Here is a 16683-nt window from a genome sequence, read left to right as displayed (position 1 = left end):
TGTTGAATGGTTATCTTAACGAGGCCTTATATGCAAGGTTACATTCTCATTTTCTAAGTCAACTTAAGGCTTTTCTTCCCGTTAACTTATCTCGCCTCTTATGATAGTAGTTTGTTTTTACAAAAGTTGTGGAAACCAGTAATTTGAGCACTTGCAGGTCACTATTAAGGGCTGCTACCGCCGGGTGATGAACCCCATGCATTGCAATGCTACTTCTAAGCGCTTTTTTAGTATATTCAGCTGCTTGTTTTATATTTCCGTGCTTTATGTATATATGGCGTAGATTACCGTAATCTTTAACTGTCTCTGGATGATTTTCTCCATATAGTTTAAGATCAATTAATAGCGCTTGATTGATACATTCAGCTGCCCTCTCTAATTTCCCTTGCTCGTAGTAAATCATTCCTATATTACTATAATCACATGCTAAAGCAGAATGGTTGGCACTAAAAATCTTAAGGTCTATAGTGAGTGCTTTCTTGATATATTTAGCTGCTTTTTTTAAATCTCCTTGTGTTTTATAAATTGTTCCAAGATTATTGTATCCTGCAGAGACATCAGGATGATTTTCACCAAACAGCTTAAGGGTAAGGACAAGCGATTTTTTGACATGCTTAGCAGCTTTTTTTAAGCATTTTTGTTCTTGATAAATCATCCCTAAATTATTGTAACAGCTTGCTACTGGAGAATGATTTTCGCCAAAAAGCTTAATGTCAATTGCCAGGGCTTTTCTAATATATTCTGTTGCCTTTCCCAAATCTCCTTGGTCGTGATAGATTTGTCCCAAATTGTTGTAATAGCTAGCTACTGTAGAGTGATTTTCTCTAAAAAGCTTAAGGCTAACTTCAAGAGCTTTTTCAATATGCACAGCTGCCTTTGCCAAATTTCCTTGTTCTTTGCAAATCATACCCAAATCGTTGTAACTCTTCGCTACCTTAGAATGAATTTCACCATATATTTCACGCCTAATTGTAAGCGCTTTCTTGATATATTCAGTTGCTTTTTGTAATTTCCCTTGGGCCTGGTAAATCGTTCCTAAATTAGCGTAGCTATCTGCCACAATAGGGTACTTTTCACCAAATAGATTGAGGACGATCGCCCGCGCTTTTTTGACATGCTTAGCTGCTTCGGGCAAATTTCCTTGCTCTTTATAAATCATTCCCAAATTGTTATAATTTCTTGCTAAATTGGGATGATTTTCACCGAACAGTTTACGAACTATAAAAAGGGCTTGTTGGTGATATTCAAAAGCTTCTTGTAATTTCCCTTGTGCTTGGCAAATTTGTCCCAATCCAGTGCAATAGCTTGCTACCGTAGGATGAATCTCACCATATCGCATTATACCAATTTTAAGCGTTTTCTTAACTTTATTAGCTGCTTTATGTAAATTTCCTTTGTCTTGATAGATATGCCCTAAATTATTGTAATAAACCGCTATAGCAGGATGATTTTTTCCGAACAGTTTAATAAATATCTTAAGTGCTTTTTGGGTATACTCAGCGGCCATCGCTAAATTTCCTTGCTCTTTGTAAATCATTCCAAGATTATTGCAATCTCTTGCAATAGTAGGATGTATTTGGCCATAAAGATCATTGTCAATGGCTAATGCTTTTTGGGCATACTTAACGGCTTTATCTAACTTCCCTCGATTTAGGTAAATGTTTGCAAGAATATTTAATACTTGAGATTTTTTTGGGGCTGCTTTTTTTGCTAGCCTATACCAGTCTTTAGCTTCATCAAGTTGAAAAAGCCTTAAAGCTATATCTCCTTCTGTCTGAGGTAAGTTATCCTCTAAATCTGATAATTTCAAGCTTTCTTCATTGCCTGCTAAAAAGCCTTGCATAGCATGATAGAAGGGAATAAAAATTCGATAAATTTTTTTCACCTTTTCTACTGCTTCTGGATCTAGTACAAGCTGCTGTTTGATAAATTCCGGCTCTTCAAACCCGAAGGGCTTAATGAGAGGATTCATCATCTCTTGTTGCGCTTGATAATGAGAATGGGTTTTAAGACGCATGAACAATGTTATGCTCATCCACTCCTGTAGTTTTTTAGTAGCATTCTCCGTTATAACCTTTAGCTTGTTTAGCTGATTAATCCTATTAAATGTATCTGCAGCTGCTACCCCTTTAAGAAGGGCTAGCCGATCTATAGCCAGATGAGGAAAGCGATAAAAATCATTTTTAACTCGGAAAAGCATACCCTGCGTCTCTAAATAACCCATTCTGGGATCAAAAGTCTCCATATCATCGTGCACGAGGTGTTTCTTGGCTAAATATTGGCGGAGAGTAAAGCCTCCTTGATAAGGCATATTGAGGTTTTCTTGAATTTTTTCAGCATATGCCTTGGTTAACTCTCCGTTACCTAACAAATGAGTAAAAGTTAAAAGCTCCATAGGAAGATGAGGCTCTTTTTCGTGCCACCATTGGCCTTTTTCATCTTTACCTACGTATTGGGCCATCATTTCAGGAGTTTGGATGAGTTCAAATGTCGTAACCTTGCCGAAAGGAGTTTTACACCCCTTTCCTTCTACGCCCGCTCCATCAAAGGCAAAACCTCTTTGAGTTATGCCATCAAAAAAATCTATGGCTTTAAGGCAAGGAATATTTAAAGCTGGCAAGATGGTTTCTCCTAGATTAATGACTTTTAAATGAATCAAAGTAGTCAGTCGCTTAAAATACTCTCGATTTATTGAAGTATCTTCTTCTATAAGAATACCAAACTCTAAATCGGAATAAGGTGTCATCTCTTCTCTAGCCAAAGAGCCAAAGCCTATCATGGCATAATCGCAAGGCTCTGCGCCTAAGGTGTCGACACTCTGCTCTACAAGAACTTTAAAGAAAATTTTTACGCCTTCAGCAATGTCATGATATAGAGTTTTCACTTCCTGAGGAGAAGGATCCTCTAACAAGCATTGGACTTGTTCCTCTATTTGATATCTAAAAGTTTTCAACCATTGGCGGTTGCCATCGAATTGCTTTTTCCTTAGTTTAGAGCTTAAAGGCTGTCCCTCGCACAGCTTGATTAGCAAATTTTCGACTTTTAATAGTTTATCTTTGATATCTTTCTGTTTATCCGCAGAACATTGAAGGAAAACATAATTATAGAGTCCTGCTGCTTGAAGAAGAGTTTCTTGAGTTCCTTTTACGGTATAAATATCGCCTAATCTTTCTATGCAAATGCTTTCTGAGATAGGATCTTCATTTTTAACGGCAAGTTTTAAAGCTTGCGTGTAGGCTTTTTCTGCTTTATCAATATTGCCTTTTGATAAAATGGTATCTTTTTCTAGGAGCTTCCTTATTTCATCACATGCTAAATCCTCAAAAGAAAGGAGAGTTTGTTCATAGATAGCTGACGATAGGGAGACTAGGGAGCTGAAGCTTTTAGAGGCTACATTCTTATCCTTAAAAATACCAGGTTGTTTTTTACCGATATCTTTAAATTTAAAATTATTACGACAAATTTTTTTCCATAAATCAGTCGCTTCTACAATTTGTTTCCATTCTTTACATACTAACCTTACACGGCATAGATCTGAAAGCCCAAGTTCCTGGCATATCTTTAGATCAATTTTTCCATAGGTAGGTGATTTATCTTTTTTCACTTGCCATTCAAAAGATCTAGTAGACTTAATGAAAGAAGTCTCTGAAATCATTAATTTAACCGCCTTTTATAAAAATTAATAATATATGCACCTTGTGATATGCACCTGGTGATATGCACCTTGTGAGTTGTAGCGTAGCCATCATTTATTACTTTTTCTTACCACTTTCCTTATATCCCACAGAGGACCGCAGCAGATGAGGGCCAAATATAAAGGTGTAATATTTTTAAAAATAAATTTAATACAACAACCTTTTATTGAAATGCTATGCACCTTTCAAACTGTCCCCTCTAGCAACAAAAATGATTATTATGCCATGATGGGAAAGAAAATCACTAAAGAATTTATCAGAAACAAACAATCGATCGAATGGTCATTTCAGGAAGCAGTTAAAGATAATAATTATTATTTATGTTTTTTAATTTCGAAACCGTAGAGTTATAAAATTAGTTAAAAAACACCTTCTTTACCTAAACTAATTTATTGCCTAAAACAAGGCTTTTACTTAAGATTTTTGCTAAAATTAGAGCAAGCGTTTATGTCTTTAGCGTTATCGTGTTTAACTTCCCTCACTAAGAGAAAGGATTATTTATGGCTCTAACATACGAGCAGGTCGAAATCAGTGGCAATGAAGAGAATTTTTGTTACAAAAAGCATGCTTATTCTCTCCAACAAAAAGTAATTGCCAATTGGAAGGGTAAAGAAGTTCGCCTAGCCATTTTAAAGGATAAAAGCAAAGCATTTAATCCACTTAAACGCTTGATTTGCTTAATCTATGGTGTGCTGCTAAAAGTATGTTTTCAGAATATTGCTGCTCATGTTTGGCTTGAGAAAGGCCTTAAAGGCAAAAACGTAATTGTCGTTATTTCTCCCGCAAATAGTTCACCCTCTTGTAATAAAATTTCGATAAAGGGCAAGAATGTTTTAAATCCCAAAAATTTAGTCCTTCCCCTTTCCCCTAAAGAAAATGCTAGGTTTCAGGGCTTAAAGAAAAACCCACCCATCAGGTATCCAGTATCCCCTACCTCTAAAAATATTTTAAGATCTCCTAGGAACCTTAAAGAAAAGATAAATTTTAATGATCTTCTTAAATTTTCTAACTATGTTTCTGGAAAATCTTTTGAAGAGTTGGATTTTGAAACATTTGAAAGAATGGAAGTGGAAATAGAAAGAATAAGTAGAATACAGGCTAGTTTATCTCCTGAACATCCTTTAGCAGTCCAACTCGCAGATGCATTGAGTAAGTTAAGCAGCCAGAATAAAGCTGTGGGGCTTATTTTTGAATTTACCACCCTTGAGCATCAGCTTTCTAGTTTAACTTTGAATGAGAAATGGGAAGAAATGAACTCTGCTATATTAAGACCTGGAGAGAATGTTCACTTTAATAAAATGGAAGAGAAGCAAAACCTTATTCTGGCTAGGTTTCAGCATTATTTAAATCGTAAAGACATTCCTTCTGAAAAGCTGAAGGATAAAAACTTTTTAAAAACTGAACTGCAAGCTTACCGTAAAGAAATTTTTTATACTAATCAAGCTTTGCATAGCAAAATGAAAGGAAAGAAAATTCAATGGATAGCAAGCTCTCGCTCTGCCGCTCTACCTTTAATGCAAAGGATCGCTCAATTAGCCGATAAAACGGGGAAACAAATTTTTAAAGTGCCCACCTTAGTATCCACTAGTATTCTACTACATTATAAACTTGCTCCTCTCACAGGCGAACTTGGGTTAGGAATATCTCCCGTAGCAGTGAATAAGGAAAATTTATCAGGAATGGCTATGAATGGCTTTGAAACCTGTTGGGCTTACGCGCAAAAATCCCGCTCTTTATTTGATACCCAAAAAGAAATAGAGAAAATTTTGAATTTTGATCCTACGCTTGGATTAAGTACCAATCGCTTAAAAATAGCTGTACTACGATTAATATTAATGAACCAGCATCCTACTCGATGGCCTAAGTTAAAGCATCATATTCGAACAAAAATTTTAGCAAAAGCTTTGCAAACAGAAACTATCTTCCAAAAATCTCTTTTAGAAGAAGGATGGGAAGCAAAAGGAAAATTAATTGGGAGTCCTTCCCCAAAACGTGGCAGAAAAATTAATGAGCAAGAAATCTTAACCAAAGGACAAATTGTAGTAATTCCTCGATCTTCTGGAGAAAGAAAACTAGGAATGGTTTGCGAGGCCACAGCTCAAGAAGATAGCTACAATTATACTATCTTAGTCGAAATTGAAGGTGGAGGAAAAAGAATCTATAAAGCAAGAAAAATAAGAATCCCTAAGGAAGAAGATTTATTAGAAATTTTTAAAGGATTGCCTAAACTAAATAGCACTCAAACAATAACTTTAAAGAACTTGTTAAGAAGCCAAGTTCAAGAGATACGAAAAATTCTTAAACTCTTTAATCAGGTAAAACCTTTAGAGTTATCCCCTAGTCAGGCATCACTAATTAAAAATTCATTTCCTCTAATATGGGCTTCTAGCACTATTAATTCCAAAAATTATCAGCTAGATGTTAAAGGAGAAAGCCTAGTTACCGGTCATGCTGAGCTTGGCAAAGATATACAATTTGCATTTACAGATGAAAAACATGCCGATGTATTAAAGGAGGCTGTAGAGCCTTATGGTGTTACCGTTCTTACTGTACAAGAAGGGCGATACTTAGTTGAATAGGTAAAACTAGAAAAGCTTTATTACGCCCTGTTGAGGCAAAGATTACCGAGGGAGAAGGATTGCGCATACGATTTGTATTAAATGGCATACGGGCTACTTTCCACCGCCCTCATCCTAAAAAAGAGACTGATAAAGGCGCTCTAGTTTCGATGCGGTGTTTCTTAGAAAATGCAGGAGTAAAACCATGATGAAATATAAAGGATATACGGGTCATGTCGTCTATGATGATGAAGCCAAAATTTTTCACGGAGATGTTCTGGGAATAAGAGACTTTATTACATTTCAGGGAAAAACAGTTGATGAACTAGAGCAGGCTTTCAAAGACTCTGTGCAGGATTATCTTACTTTTTGTGCAAAAAGAAAAGAAGAACCTGCAAAGCCTTTCTCCGGAGAATTTAATTTACGCCTCTCACCCGAATTGCATGCAAAGCTTAGCTCCAAGCTAAATTAAATCAGATGAACTTAAACAGCTATATTAGCAAGGTTTTAAAAACAGCTTTATAAGATTCAATAATCAAGTAATGGAAATGCTCCCCACTCCTCGCTCATTTTCTTTTCCATAATTTTTTAACCCTCTGATTGGCAAACTTCTCGAATCAAGTTTAACTCTTTTTAACTTTATCCCAAGCCTGATTGTAAAGTTCACCATCTTTTCCTAAATATTTTAGAACTTCTGATTTCTCCACCATAGCTGGCGGAGGAAAAAGAGAGGGGTTTTCCTGCATTTCTTTAGGTAAAAGAGCATAGGCAGCTTGGTTGGGTGAAGGAAAGCAGGTGAATTGCATATTTTCTGCAGCTACCGCCCCTTCCAATAAAAAATTAATAAAAGCATGTGCTAAACTAGGATTAGGGGCGTGTTGAGGAACAACAGCATAATCAAGTGAAATAATAGAGCCCTCCTGAGGGATAAAGAAGCCTACGTGGCTATTCTCCCTCATGACTTGGAGCATATCCCCATTGTAGCCTTGCGCCACAATATATTCAGCACTAGCAATTCCATGTTTATTCTGCTCGCTCTCAAATTTAGCTAGATTTTTTTTCCATACAAGCAACTGATCAACAGCTTGATTTATCTCTGCTTTATTAATACTGTTGGCGCTAAAGCCTAAATATTTTAGGGCTGCTCCTATGGTTTCCCGCATATCATTAAGCATCGTCATGCGCCCTCGCATATCTGATCGGCCAAATATTCCCCAGCTTTGATCTTCCACCTTAATTTTATCTTTACGATAAGCAATCCCACTATAGCTCATCGCAAAAGGCACTCCATAGATGACCGTGCCTTCATCAAACTTTTCAGGGGTATAATGAGGTGTAAGATTCTTTAAATATGAAAGTGAGCTGATAGGAATAGGATTTAACATTTTTTGTTGCAGCATTAGCTCATAGGTGTAGCCACTAGGAAAAATCACATCATAGCCTGTAACGCCTAGCTTTAATCTGGCGTACATAGACTCATTGCTATCAAAAGTATCGTATACTACCCGACAATTATGCTCCCGCTCAAATTTTTCAATCAGCTCAGGTTTAATATAATCCGCCCAAATGTACAAATGCAGTTCATTTTCAGGAGTACTGCAAGTGGTGACAAGAATGGCTAAATAGGCAAAAGCGATCATAAAAAACAGCCACTTTCTCATGCTACTCCTCTGACAAATGTTGCGTCAGCCAAATAATTATAAAAGTAAAGATCAATAAAATTACTGATAAGGCATTAATCACAGGGGTGGAGCCATATTTTATCATGCTATAGATGTAGATAGGTAGAGTGGTTGTCCCTTGGCCTACCACAAAGAAAGTAATCACAAAATCATCTATAGAAAGAGTAAAAGCTAACATGGCACCTGCCGCAATGCCTGGAGCAAGCAAAGGAATAAGAACTTTGCGCAATACCATCCAACTGCTAGCACCTAGATCTTGAGCGGCTTCAATAATGGAAAAATCAAAATTTTGCAGGCGAGCTAATATCACCATCGTCACATAACTAAGGCAAAAGGTTGTATGCGTGATAAATACCGTAAACAAGCCTAATTTGATATTTAAAGCCATAAACAATAATAGCAAGCTCATGCCGGTCAAAATATCTGGGATCACTAAAGGCACATAGACTAAACCGTAGTGGGCTTTTTGAAAACGCGTTTTATAGCGATAAAGGGCTAAAGCTGCTGTAGTCCCTAAGATGGAAGAGGCAAAAGTAGCGCTTAAGGCTACAATCAATGAATTGCGAAAAGATTGCCACAAGGCTCGCTCGCGTAAAAGGCGTTCATACCATTTCCAGGTAAATCCCGCCCATTCTCCACCAAAACGCGAATCATTAAAAGAATTAATAAAAAGCACGATAATGGGAAGATAAAGAAAAATCAAAACGATAATAGTGATGATGAAAGGGAAACGACTTTTTTTCATTCTTTTGCCCGCCCTTCAAAGCTTAATTTCTTCGCTTTACTTTGTATAAGGGTAAAAATACTCATGGGCAGTAGGATAATTATAGAGAGTAACGCCGATAAGCCACTTGCTAAAGGCAAGTTGCGATCAATAAAAGTACGTTGAGCTATTTTATTGCCTATCATTTCACTTTGCGTCCCTCCTACAAGATCAGGAATCACATAAGCACCGATAGCAGGAATAAACACCATTAAGGTAGCTGTTCCCAGGCCTTTTCGAATAGAGGGAAGAAAAACCTTTACAAAAGCATAGAGCCTCGTAGAACCTAAATCTGCTGCAGCTTCCAGCAATTGAAAATTAAATTTTGAAGCTGAAGCATAGATGGGTAGAACAGCAAACGGCAGATAGGTATAGACCATCACTAACAGAACCGTCCCGGAATTATAAAGAAGAGATATGGAAGGATCTGCCAGATGTAATTGCACTAAAAAATTTTTAAAAAAGCCTTCAGGATGTAATAAAGCTTTCCAGGCAAAAATACGTACGAGAAAACTGCTCCAAAAAGGAACAATGATTAGCAACAAAATAAGATGGCGTGTTCTTGTGGAAGCACGGGCAAGCTGATAGCCAACCGGAAGTGCACAAGCAAGGCAAAAAACTGTAGTTAGCACACTCAACCAAACGGTTCGCCATATTAACAATAAGTAGCTAGCATCCAACAAAGTATAAATATTCTCTAAGGTCCATCCCTGTCCTATGCCTCCAAAAGGATCACTAGGTTTAAAGGCAAAAGTAAAGATAACAAGCGTAGGAATAAAAAAGAAAATAATGAGCCATATAAAAGAGGGCATGGTTAGAGCAAGCTCTTCTAGCTTAGCCTTCTTCATCTTATTCGCCCTGCTTTTCAATGGAAACTTGGGGATTGTATCTCTCTAAAATAAAACCATCATCGGCATGCCACCATATCCACACTTTATCATTCCAACGAATAGGATGCTCATCCAGTAAAAAGCGGCGGTGTTGCTGAGTAACAGCAATGCGATGACCTTCAACTCTTACCCAAAAGTTTGTATGCGCCCCCTTATATACCACGTCTTCGACCACGCCTGGCACCTGATTGTGACGAGGATGGTGAGGTGGTTGTTCGCGGGAAATATGCATTTTCTCTGGGCGCACACTCAGATGGACCAGGTCTCCCACATTAAGCTGTTTGTCATTAAAGCAAAGAACATTGGGAAAATTATCTAACGTTAAAAGGCTGTAGTCTTGAGAAACTTTTTCAGCCACATGGCCGTCCAAAAAATTAGTATCGCCAATAAAAGCTGCCACAAAGCTGCTCTTAGGAGCTTCATAGAGTTCAATAGGAGTTCCTATTTGCTCAAGGCTCCCTTGGCGCAAAACAGCAATACGATCGCTCACTGCCATCGCTTCAGTCTGATCATGGGTAATAAATAAAAAGGTAATACCCACCTCATCATGAATCAAATCTAATTCTAGAAGCATTTTTTGACGCAATTTAAGATCTAATGCTGCCAGAGGTTCGTCTAGTAATAAGACGCGGGGTTTATTTATTAAAGCTCTTGCTATAGCTACCCGTTGCTTTTGCCCTCCACTAATCTGATCAGGCATTTTATAGGCTGATTCTTTAAGCTGAATCAAATGTAGCATGCGGTCTACTTCAAAATCGATTTCCTTTTGAGGCCTTTTAGCGACACGTAGGCCAAAAGCAATGTTTTCCCAAATATTAAGATGAGGAAAAAGCGCATAATTTTGAAAGACAGTATTAACAGGACGTTGATGAGGAGGAATATGGGTAATATCTTGCCCATCTAATAGAATCTTTCCTTGGGTGGGGCGTTCAAAACCTGCTACAATGCGCAGCAAAGAGGTTTTACCACAACCGCTAGGACCTAAGAGAGAGAAAAATTCTCCTTTCTTGATCGAAAAAGTAACATCTTGAAGGGCTTTTACATTACCAAATTCTTTGGATATACCTATAAACTCTAAGGAATCTGTCATCAACAAGCCTTATCTTAATTAAAATGTTCTTTTTACCCAGCAGGTAGCATGATAGCAAAGACTAGGCAATACATCAAGAAATTACACAGGAAATTAATCAGATGGGTTAGATCAAAAATAAAGAGGAATCGGCAATCATGCAAATCAACTTTTAAACAATTTACTTAACAAGTAAGGCTTCTAAAGCCTTCTTTTCTAAAATTTCTAAAGCAACTTTTTCATCAATTTTTTCAGGAAACCAAAGTTTAAACTGCTTTAAAGCTTGCCTAATAAACATTTGATATCCATATACGATGCGACAACCTCTTTTGAGGGCATTTTTTAAAAAGTCAGTATCTTTAGGATTGGAGGTAATATCCATAACAAGCGCTTCTTTTTTAAGATGGCTTGAAGCCATCGAAAAGGCGTGCGAGGTGCAGTTAATTAAGATGTCATAACCAGCTTGAAAATAGGCTTGCATCATTTCCAAGCTTCCCGCTTGGCCACCAAAATCATCAGCTAGCTGCTCAGCTTTTTGGATAGTACGATTTAAAATAATGAGTGCCGCTCCTTTGCGCTGGGCTTCAAAAGCAATCGCGCGTGCAGCACCCCCAGCTCCCAATAGAATAATTTTCTTATTTTTGACGGTTCCCAAGGTTTCTATACTTTCTAAGGCGCCCTTACCATCCGTATTGTAGCCTATCCACTGCCCGTCCTTTAAGAGTAAAGTATTTACAGCTCCAATCGCTAAAGCCTCATCATCCACCTGATCTAAAAAATCTATAATTTCTCTTTTAAGCGGCATGGTGACACTTAATCCTTGAAACCCTAAATTTTTCATTAAATTCAAACAAACTTTAAGCTCTTGGGGTTTTACGCGCATTTTTACATAAACAGCATTTAAATTAAGAGCTTGCATAAGCGCATTATGAGTGAGATGGCTGATACTGGGTGCTACAGGATCTCCAATTAACCCGTATAGCGCCGTTTGAGGGTTTAAAGCCTTATAGCCATAGACTTCCCTTAGCTGCTGGGCAGGTAGCTGGCCTGGTGCTGCCTTACACTTTTCATCCAAGCTGGCATACGTTATTTGGCTTCCCACAACTGGAGCTAAAATTCGGCTTATTTCTCCTGCTTCTCCCATACTAATGGAGATAATGTCTTGCTGATTTTTAGCCTCTAGCATCTGCTTTAGGGTATCCACAGTGCTAAAGGAATACCTAGCAATTTTGTAGATTCCATTTTTTATAGGAGGCAATTTATTCAACGCATCTTTCAGATTTATAGAAGTATCCTTAAAATAGTGGCGGGAAATAATCAATTTAATGCCCGGATGATGGTGGCTTACTTGCTTTATAAAAGCTTGAGGCACATCGCCCTCAATATCTAAGCAGGCGGGCTTACAAGCAGCCAAACATTTAATTTCTTGTAAACGGGTTTTTTCATCGTAAGGATAATGACCTCCCTGCAATTTAGAGCGCAGAGTGAAAATCATAGGTAAAGGAAATTCCTTTAATAAACTCTTAAGAGTAGTAAGCTCGCGATGAGTAAAATAATCTAAGCGCAGTTCAATTAAGTCAGCATACAAGCTGGCTTGCTGAATTTGCAAGCGTGCTTCTTCCATAGTCGGTCCTAAAATGACTACACAAATCACTATAACCTCGATAAACGATTCATAAGCAGAGCGTCCGCTAATACAAGCGCTGCCATAGCTTCAACCACAGGCACAGCACGAATAGCGACACAAGGATCGTGACGCGAGCCTGCCGGCAGTTTAAATGTAGCTGCCTCGCCTTGTCTATTAACGGTTTCCATCGCTTTCATCACACTTGAAGGAGGCTTAAATACCACGCGTGCTATCAAAGGCATCCCTGTAGAAATACCTCCCAATGTTCCACCGGCATGATTGGTAACAGTGGTAATCTTTCCTTGTTGCTGCTGAAAGGAATCATTATGCATAGAGCCTGGCATCTTTGCTGCTTGAAAGCCTGCACCAATTTCAAAACCCTTGGTAGCAGGCAGAGTCATCATCGCCTTAGCCAAATTGGCTTCCAGCTTCTCATACATAGGATCTCCTAATCCTACAGGAAGGTTATGAGCCATTAATTCAACTATCCCTCCTAAAGAATCACCCTCTTCTTTAGCTTGCATGATAGCCTTTTCCATAGACTGAGCAGCTTCTGCATCAGGGCAATAAATAGGACTTTTATAAACTTTCTCCGAAAGATCGGATGAAAAAGAAACTTTTGCGGCTATATTAGCCACTTGCAAAAGATAAGCAATCACCTGAATATCGTAATGCCTTAATAATTTTTTAGCCACCGCTCCTGCTGCCACCCGGCAGGCTGTTTCTCTTGCTGATGAGCGTCCCCCTCCTCGATAATCAAAGAGACCATATTTTTCTAAATAAGTAAAATTAGCGTGGCCTGGTCTTAAAAGGTTCTGAATAGACTCATATTTGCTAGAGTCTACATCTCTATTTTTAATAAAGATAGAAATGGGAGTGCCCGTAGTTTTACCCTCAAAAACACCTGATAAGATTTGACATCGATCGCTCTCTTGGCGAGGCGAAGTGTATATACTATGTCCAGGAGCACGTAAAGCTAAAGCCTGGTTAATGTCTTCTTCTTGCAGCAGCAAGCCTGCTGGGCAACCGTCGATAACTACTCCGATGGCTGGCCCATGGGATTCACCCCATGTGGTGATTTTAAAAATATTTCCCATTGAATTACTGGCCATGATAACTCTCGTAAATAATTGCTACAATTTGAGAAGCATTTAAGGAACCTGTTTCAATGATTTGGTCAGCATATAACTTATAAAAAGGAGAGCGCCTCCTTATTAGCTTCTGAAAAGCTTCTATAGGCTTCTCTTCATTCTCTAGATAGGAAGGAAGTGGATGATCTAATAATCGTTTCTCTAAAACAGCCAAAGAGGTCTTTATATAAATAATTTTGCCTGTTTTTTTAAGAATTTTTACATTCTCTAACTTTTCTAAAGCTCCTCCGCCTAGTGAAATAACCGAACATGTATAACCTTGTAGGGATGAAATAGCTTGCTGCTCATACGCACGAAATTGACTCTCCCCTTCTCTTTTAAAGATCTCGCGGCAAGAAATTTGAATGTTTTTTTCATTTTTATAACATTTCTCAACTAATCTATCGGTATCAATGAATGGCCAACCAAATTTACAGGCTACTTGCTTACCTAACGTTGTTTTTCCAGCCAGCGGCGGTCCTGCTAAAATAATATTCATGTTAAAAATTTCCTATCCATACGATAAAAGATTAGTCAGTAAGAAGATTTTCCTTAAAAGTTACTTTTAAACTTCTTTTATATTAGCACCTAAGCGCTTAAAATTTTGCACAAAAGTTGGGTATGTTTTTTCAATACAGTTAGAATGATGAATAGCTGTTTTGCCTTTTGCACCCATGGCTGCTACCGCTAAAGCCATCGCCACACGATGATCTTTATGAGAGAAAAGAGAGGTTCCTTTTAATGGATTTCCCGTCACACAAAGGCCCGAGTGAGACTCTTGAATATGAGCCCCCATTTTTTTTAACTCTTTAGCTATACAAGCTATGCGATCACATTCTTTCTGGCGTGCTACCGCTGCATTTATAATTGAGGTCTGCCCTTCTGCGTAACAGGCCACGACAGCAAGGATAGGAAGAGCATCTATGCAATCATTGATATCTACAGTCATTCCTTTTAAAGATGCTCTTGGATAGACATGTATGCTGTGGACCTGCTCATTAATCTCTATGCCAGCACCCATCTGTTTAAAAATATTGACAATAGCTTTATCCCCTTGCAGATCATGCATGGAAAGGTTATTAAGCACAACTTCCGACTGAGTAACGATAGCAGCAGCTATAGGAAAAGCAGCAGAGCTCCAATCTCCTGGCACTGCATATTCAAAGCCATCATAGCTACCTATTCCCTGAACTTTAAAATTTTTATAGCAATGGTTTTCATAAGGCACTTTTAATCTTTTAAGCCAATCCAGAGTTAAATCAATCCAAGGTTTTTCGCCGGTCTGATGCACCTCTAACTCTAAAGTACCTTTTAAAAAGATAGCCGCCATTAGCAAAGAAGAGATATTTTGAGAGTCAGAACCATCTTCTATAACACACTGACCTGCCCTTAAAGGCCCTTTTATAATTACAGGTGCAAATCCATCTCCTCGTGTGGAAATCGCTTGTGCTCCCAATTGCTCTAAAGTTTTAAGAAGGACATGCATAGGCCGTTGATGCCGGATTGATTCATCCCCCGTAATTACAATAGGATGCGTGCCTAAAGCAGCAATGGCAGCAATAAAGCGTAAGATTATACCAGAATTATGGGCATTAATCACATTTTCTGCTCCCCTAATTTTTCCCCCAATACCTTCAATCTGTAGATGATCGTCTTGGACAGTAATTTTAGCTCCCAGATAACGACAAGCTTCCATCATGGCCAGGCAATCGGGAGAATTTAGATAATGGTGGACAAGAGAAATATTTTTTCCTAAGGCTCCTAATAAAATGGCCCGATGTGTTTGTGACTTAGAAGAAGGAATTTGAATTTCACCTGAAAGAGATGAAGGCCCTACTATTAATGTTTTCATAAAAAATTTCTCGTTCCCCTAGGCTGTCTAACCTTACTTTTTTCTCTACAGACGGCAGGATAGCTTAGGCAAACAGCTGAAGTCAAATTCTCTTTCTTAATTATCGTTCTAATGTTTGGATCAGATTAGGCGACTTTTTGTAACATCTATGGATAACGGGTAAAATTGCCAATAACTTTGTTTATTTATAATTATTATTTAGCTATATCCAACTTTTAAAGTAGGAGACTAACTGCATGGCAAAAAAATATGCAATTGGGATGGATATTGGAGGCACTAAGATTGAAATAGGCTTGGTCGATCGTTATGGCACTATTCATCAAAAAAAAAGAATTTCCACCCATGCTAGTCGCCAGCAAGAAGTGATTGAACAGGAGATCATTCAAACGATTCAAGAATTTCATGATTTGGGAAAAAGTTTTATCTGCGGGATTGGAATTGGTGTACCGGGGCAAGTCAGCGCTAAGGATGGGTCCATCGTTTTTGCTCCCAATTTAAATTGGCATAACATTTCTTTAAAGAAAAAGATTGAAGAGGTAACTTCCTTGCCTGTAACTATTACCAATGATGGACGTGCAGCTACCTGGGGAGAGTGGTTAAATGGTGCAGGAAAAGGCAGCAATAATATTGTATGTGTATTTGTCGGCACAGGAATTGGCGGTGGTATCGTCAATGAAGGCAAAGTTATGCCTGGCTACACTAACTGTGCGGGCGAATTAGGTCACATGATTATTCAAATGAACGGTCCGCCTTGCACCTGTGGAAGCCATGGATGTTTCGAGGCGATGGCCTCAGGATGGGCGATAGCCAAAAAAGCTAAAGAATGGGTTCACAAAAATCCTTCCCAAGGAAAAGCTTTATTAGATCTTACCGCTGGAGATATTCCCGCCATCTCAGCAAAGCTTGTCATTCAAGCCTACAAGGAAGGTGATATCCTGGCAGGCAAAATTCTAAATGAAGTCATGAAAGCTTTAACGATTGGCTGTAGCAATATGATTAATGTTTTTAATCCTGAAAGGTTAATTTTAGGAGGCGGGATTATCCAGGGGTTACCCGAAGCAGTGGATTATATAAAAAAGAGAGTTAAAAATTATGCACTAAAAGCAGCCACTTCCGCGCTTGAAATTTTACCTGCCACCTTCACGGAAGACGCCGGCACTATAGGCGCAGGAGCTTTAGCATGGCATCAGTATTTAAGCTTTTCCAAAAATAAAGAAACTCTGATTTAACACTCTTAAAGTCATGTTTTTATTGGACTTAGCCCTACAAGAAATTTTTTATATTGTGCGAATTTTTGTATATGAAATGGAGCAGGTAAACTTTAGAGGGGCGCTCAAATATTGGCAAAGATAAAAGATATTATCCAGTGTTTAAAAAAAAATTGAGTAACACATTTTCTTGATGCATAAATAAAGGC

Annotated in this window: 13 protein-coding genes; 4 read left to right on the top strand and 9 right to left on the bottom strand. The window is 38.2% G+C overall.

Annotated features, from left to right (window positions below; genetic code table 11):
- Positions 1-58: 58 nt before the first annotated feature.
- A complete protein-coding gene (locus NEOC95_RS02870; RefSeq protein ID WP_213151415.1) occupies positions 59-3655 on the bottom strand; it encodes a tetratricopeptide repeat protein in 3597 nt (1198 codons plus the stop codon).
- A 540-nt stretch (positions 3656-4195) separates the two neighbouring features.
- On the opposite strand from NEOC95_RS02870, the gene NEOC95_RS02865 reads away from it, so the two are divergent.
- Genes NEOC95_RS02865 through NEOC95_RS02860 form a run of 3 tightly spaced genes read left to right on the top strand, consistent with a single transcriptional unit; the run spans position 4196 to position 6725 of the window.
- Positions 4196-6274, top strand: coding sequence for a hypothetical protein (locus NEOC95_RS02865; protein WP_213151413.1), 2079 nt, complete (start codon positions 4196-4198; stop codon positions 6272-6274).
- Positions 6271-6462 carry a type II toxin-antitoxin system HicA family toxin gene (locus NEOC95_RS09490; RefSeq protein ID WP_349305242.1) on the top strand — a complete coding sequence of 64 codons (192 nt, stop codon included), beginning with the start codon at positions 6271-6273 and terminating at the stop codon, positions 6460-6462. The genes NEOC95_RS02865 and NEOC95_RS09490 overlap by 4 nt, the downstream gene beginning before the upstream one ends.
- The gene (locus tag NEOC95_RS02860; RefSeq protein ID WP_213151411.1) at positions 6459-6725 is read left to right on the top strand and encodes a type II toxin-antitoxin system HicB family antitoxin; all 267 of its coding nucleotides are present in this window, start codon (positions 6459-6461) and stop codon (positions 6723-6725) included. Before NEOC95_RS09490 ends, NEOC95_RS02860 begins: the two co-directional genes overlap by 4 nt.
- 151 nt (positions 6726-6876) lie before the next feature.
- Here NEOC95_RS02860 and NEOC95_RS02855 read toward each other — a convergent pair whose 3' ends face one another.
- From NEOC95_RS02855 to aroA, 8 genes are all read right to left on the bottom strand, one after another.
- A complete protein-coding gene (locus NEOC95_RS02855; RefSeq protein ID WP_166154342.1) occupies positions 6877-7914 on the bottom strand; it encodes an ABC transporter substrate-binding protein in 1038 nt (345 codons plus the stop codon).
- A gap of 1 nt (position 7915) precedes the next feature.
- Positions 7916-8680, bottom strand: coding sequence for an ABC transporter permease (locus NEOC95_RS02850; protein ID WP_213151409.1), 765 nt, complete (start codon positions 8678-8680; stop codon positions 7916-7918).
- Positions 8677-9546 (bottom strand): ABC transporter permease, encoded by an 870-nt coding sequence (locus NEOC95_RS02845; RefSeq protein WP_213151406.1) that lies wholly within the window; start codon positions 9544-9546, stop codon positions 8677-8679. The genes NEOC95_RS02850 and NEOC95_RS02845 overlap by 4 nt, the downstream gene beginning before the upstream one ends.
- 1 nt (position 9547) lies before the next feature.
- A complete protein-coding gene (locus NEOC95_RS02840; protein ID WP_502710270.1) occupies positions 9548-10681 on the bottom strand; it encodes an ABC transporter ATP-binding protein in 1134 nt (377 codons plus the stop codon).
- A 157-nt stretch (positions 10682-10838) separates the two neighbouring features.
- Entirely contained in the window at positions 10839-12311 is a 1473-nt protein-coding gene (aroE, locus tag NEOC95_RS02835) for a shikimate dehydrogenase (RefSeq protein WP_349305240.1), read from the bottom strand.
- Positions 12311-13396, bottom strand: a complete 1086-nt coding sequence (aroC, locus tag NEOC95_RS02830; RefSeq protein ID WP_213151402.1) for a chorismate synthase — start codon at positions 13394-13396, stop codon at positions 12311-12313. Before aroC ends, aroE begins: the two co-directional genes overlap by 1 nt.
- Entirely contained in the window at positions 13386-13913 is a 528-nt protein-coding gene (locus NEOC95_RS02825) for a shikimate kinase (protein WP_213151400.1), read from the bottom strand. Before NEOC95_RS02825 ends, aroC begins: the two co-directional genes overlap by 11 nt.
- Before the next feature lie 66 nt (positions 13914-13979).
- The gene (gene aroA / locus NEOC95_RS02820) at positions 13980-15266 is read right to left on the bottom strand and encodes a 3-phosphoshikimate 1-carboxyvinyltransferase (RefSeq protein ID WP_213151398.1); all 1287 of its coding nucleotides are present in this window, start codon (positions 15264-15266) and stop codon (positions 13980-13982) included.
- Between the two features lie 236 nt (positions 15267-15502).
- Between aroA and NEOC95_RS02815 the strand changes: the two genes are divergently transcribed.
- A complete protein-coding gene (locus NEOC95_RS02815) occupies positions 15503-16495 on the top strand; it encodes an ROK family protein (protein WP_213151396.1) in 993 nt (330 codons plus the stop codon).
- Positions 16496-16683 lie beyond the last annotated feature (188 nt).

It is taken from the genome of Neochlamydia sp. AcF95 (assembly GCF_018342455.1).
Classification (GTDB): domain Bacteria; phylum Chlamydiota; class Chlamydiia; order Chlamydiales; family Parachlamydiaceae; genus Neochlamydia.
The sequence above is the reverse complement of the archived record's forward strand: the minus strand, read 5'-3'. Positions and strand labels throughout refer to the sequence as shown.

Coding starts and splice junctions, on each gene's coding strand:
- NEOC95_RS02870 (WP_213151415.1), bottom strand. CDS start 3,655: ATGATTTCAGAGACTTCTTTCATTAAGTCTACTAGATCTTTTGAATGG.
- NEOC95_RS02815 (WP_213151396.1), top strand. CDS start 15,503: ATGGCAAAAAAATATGCAATTGGGATGGATATTGGAGGCACTAAGATT.
- NEOC95_RS02860 (WP_213151411.1), top strand. CDS start 6,459: ATGATGAAATATAAAGGATATACGGGTCATGTCGTCTATGATGATGAA.
- aroA (WP_213151398.1), bottom strand. CDS start 15,266: ATGAAAACATTAATAGTAGGGCCTTCATCTCTTTCAGGTGAAATTCAA.
- NEOC95_RS02850 (WP_213151409.1), bottom strand. CDS start 8,680: ATGAAAAAAAGTCGTTTCCCTTTCATCATCACTATTATCGTTTTGATT.
- NEOC95_RS02855 (WP_166154342.1), bottom strand. CDS start 7,914: ATGAGAAAGTGGCTGTTTTTTATGATCGCTTTTGCCTATTTAGCCATT.
- NEOC95_RS02825 (WP_213151400.1), bottom strand. CDS start 13,913: ATGAATATTATTTTAGCAGGACCGCCGCTGGCTGGAAAAACAACGTTA.
- NEOC95_RS02865 (WP_213151413.1), top strand. CDS start 4,196: ATGGCTCTAACATACGAGCAGGTCGAAATCAGTGGCAATGAAGAGAAT.
- NEOC95_RS02845 (WP_213151406.1), bottom strand. CDS start 9,546: ATGAAGAAGGCTAAGCTAGAAGAGCTTGCTCTAACCATGCCCTCTTTT.
- aroC (WP_213151402.1), bottom strand. CDS start 13,396: ATGGCCAGTAATTCAATGGGAAATATTTTTAAAATCACCACATGGGGT.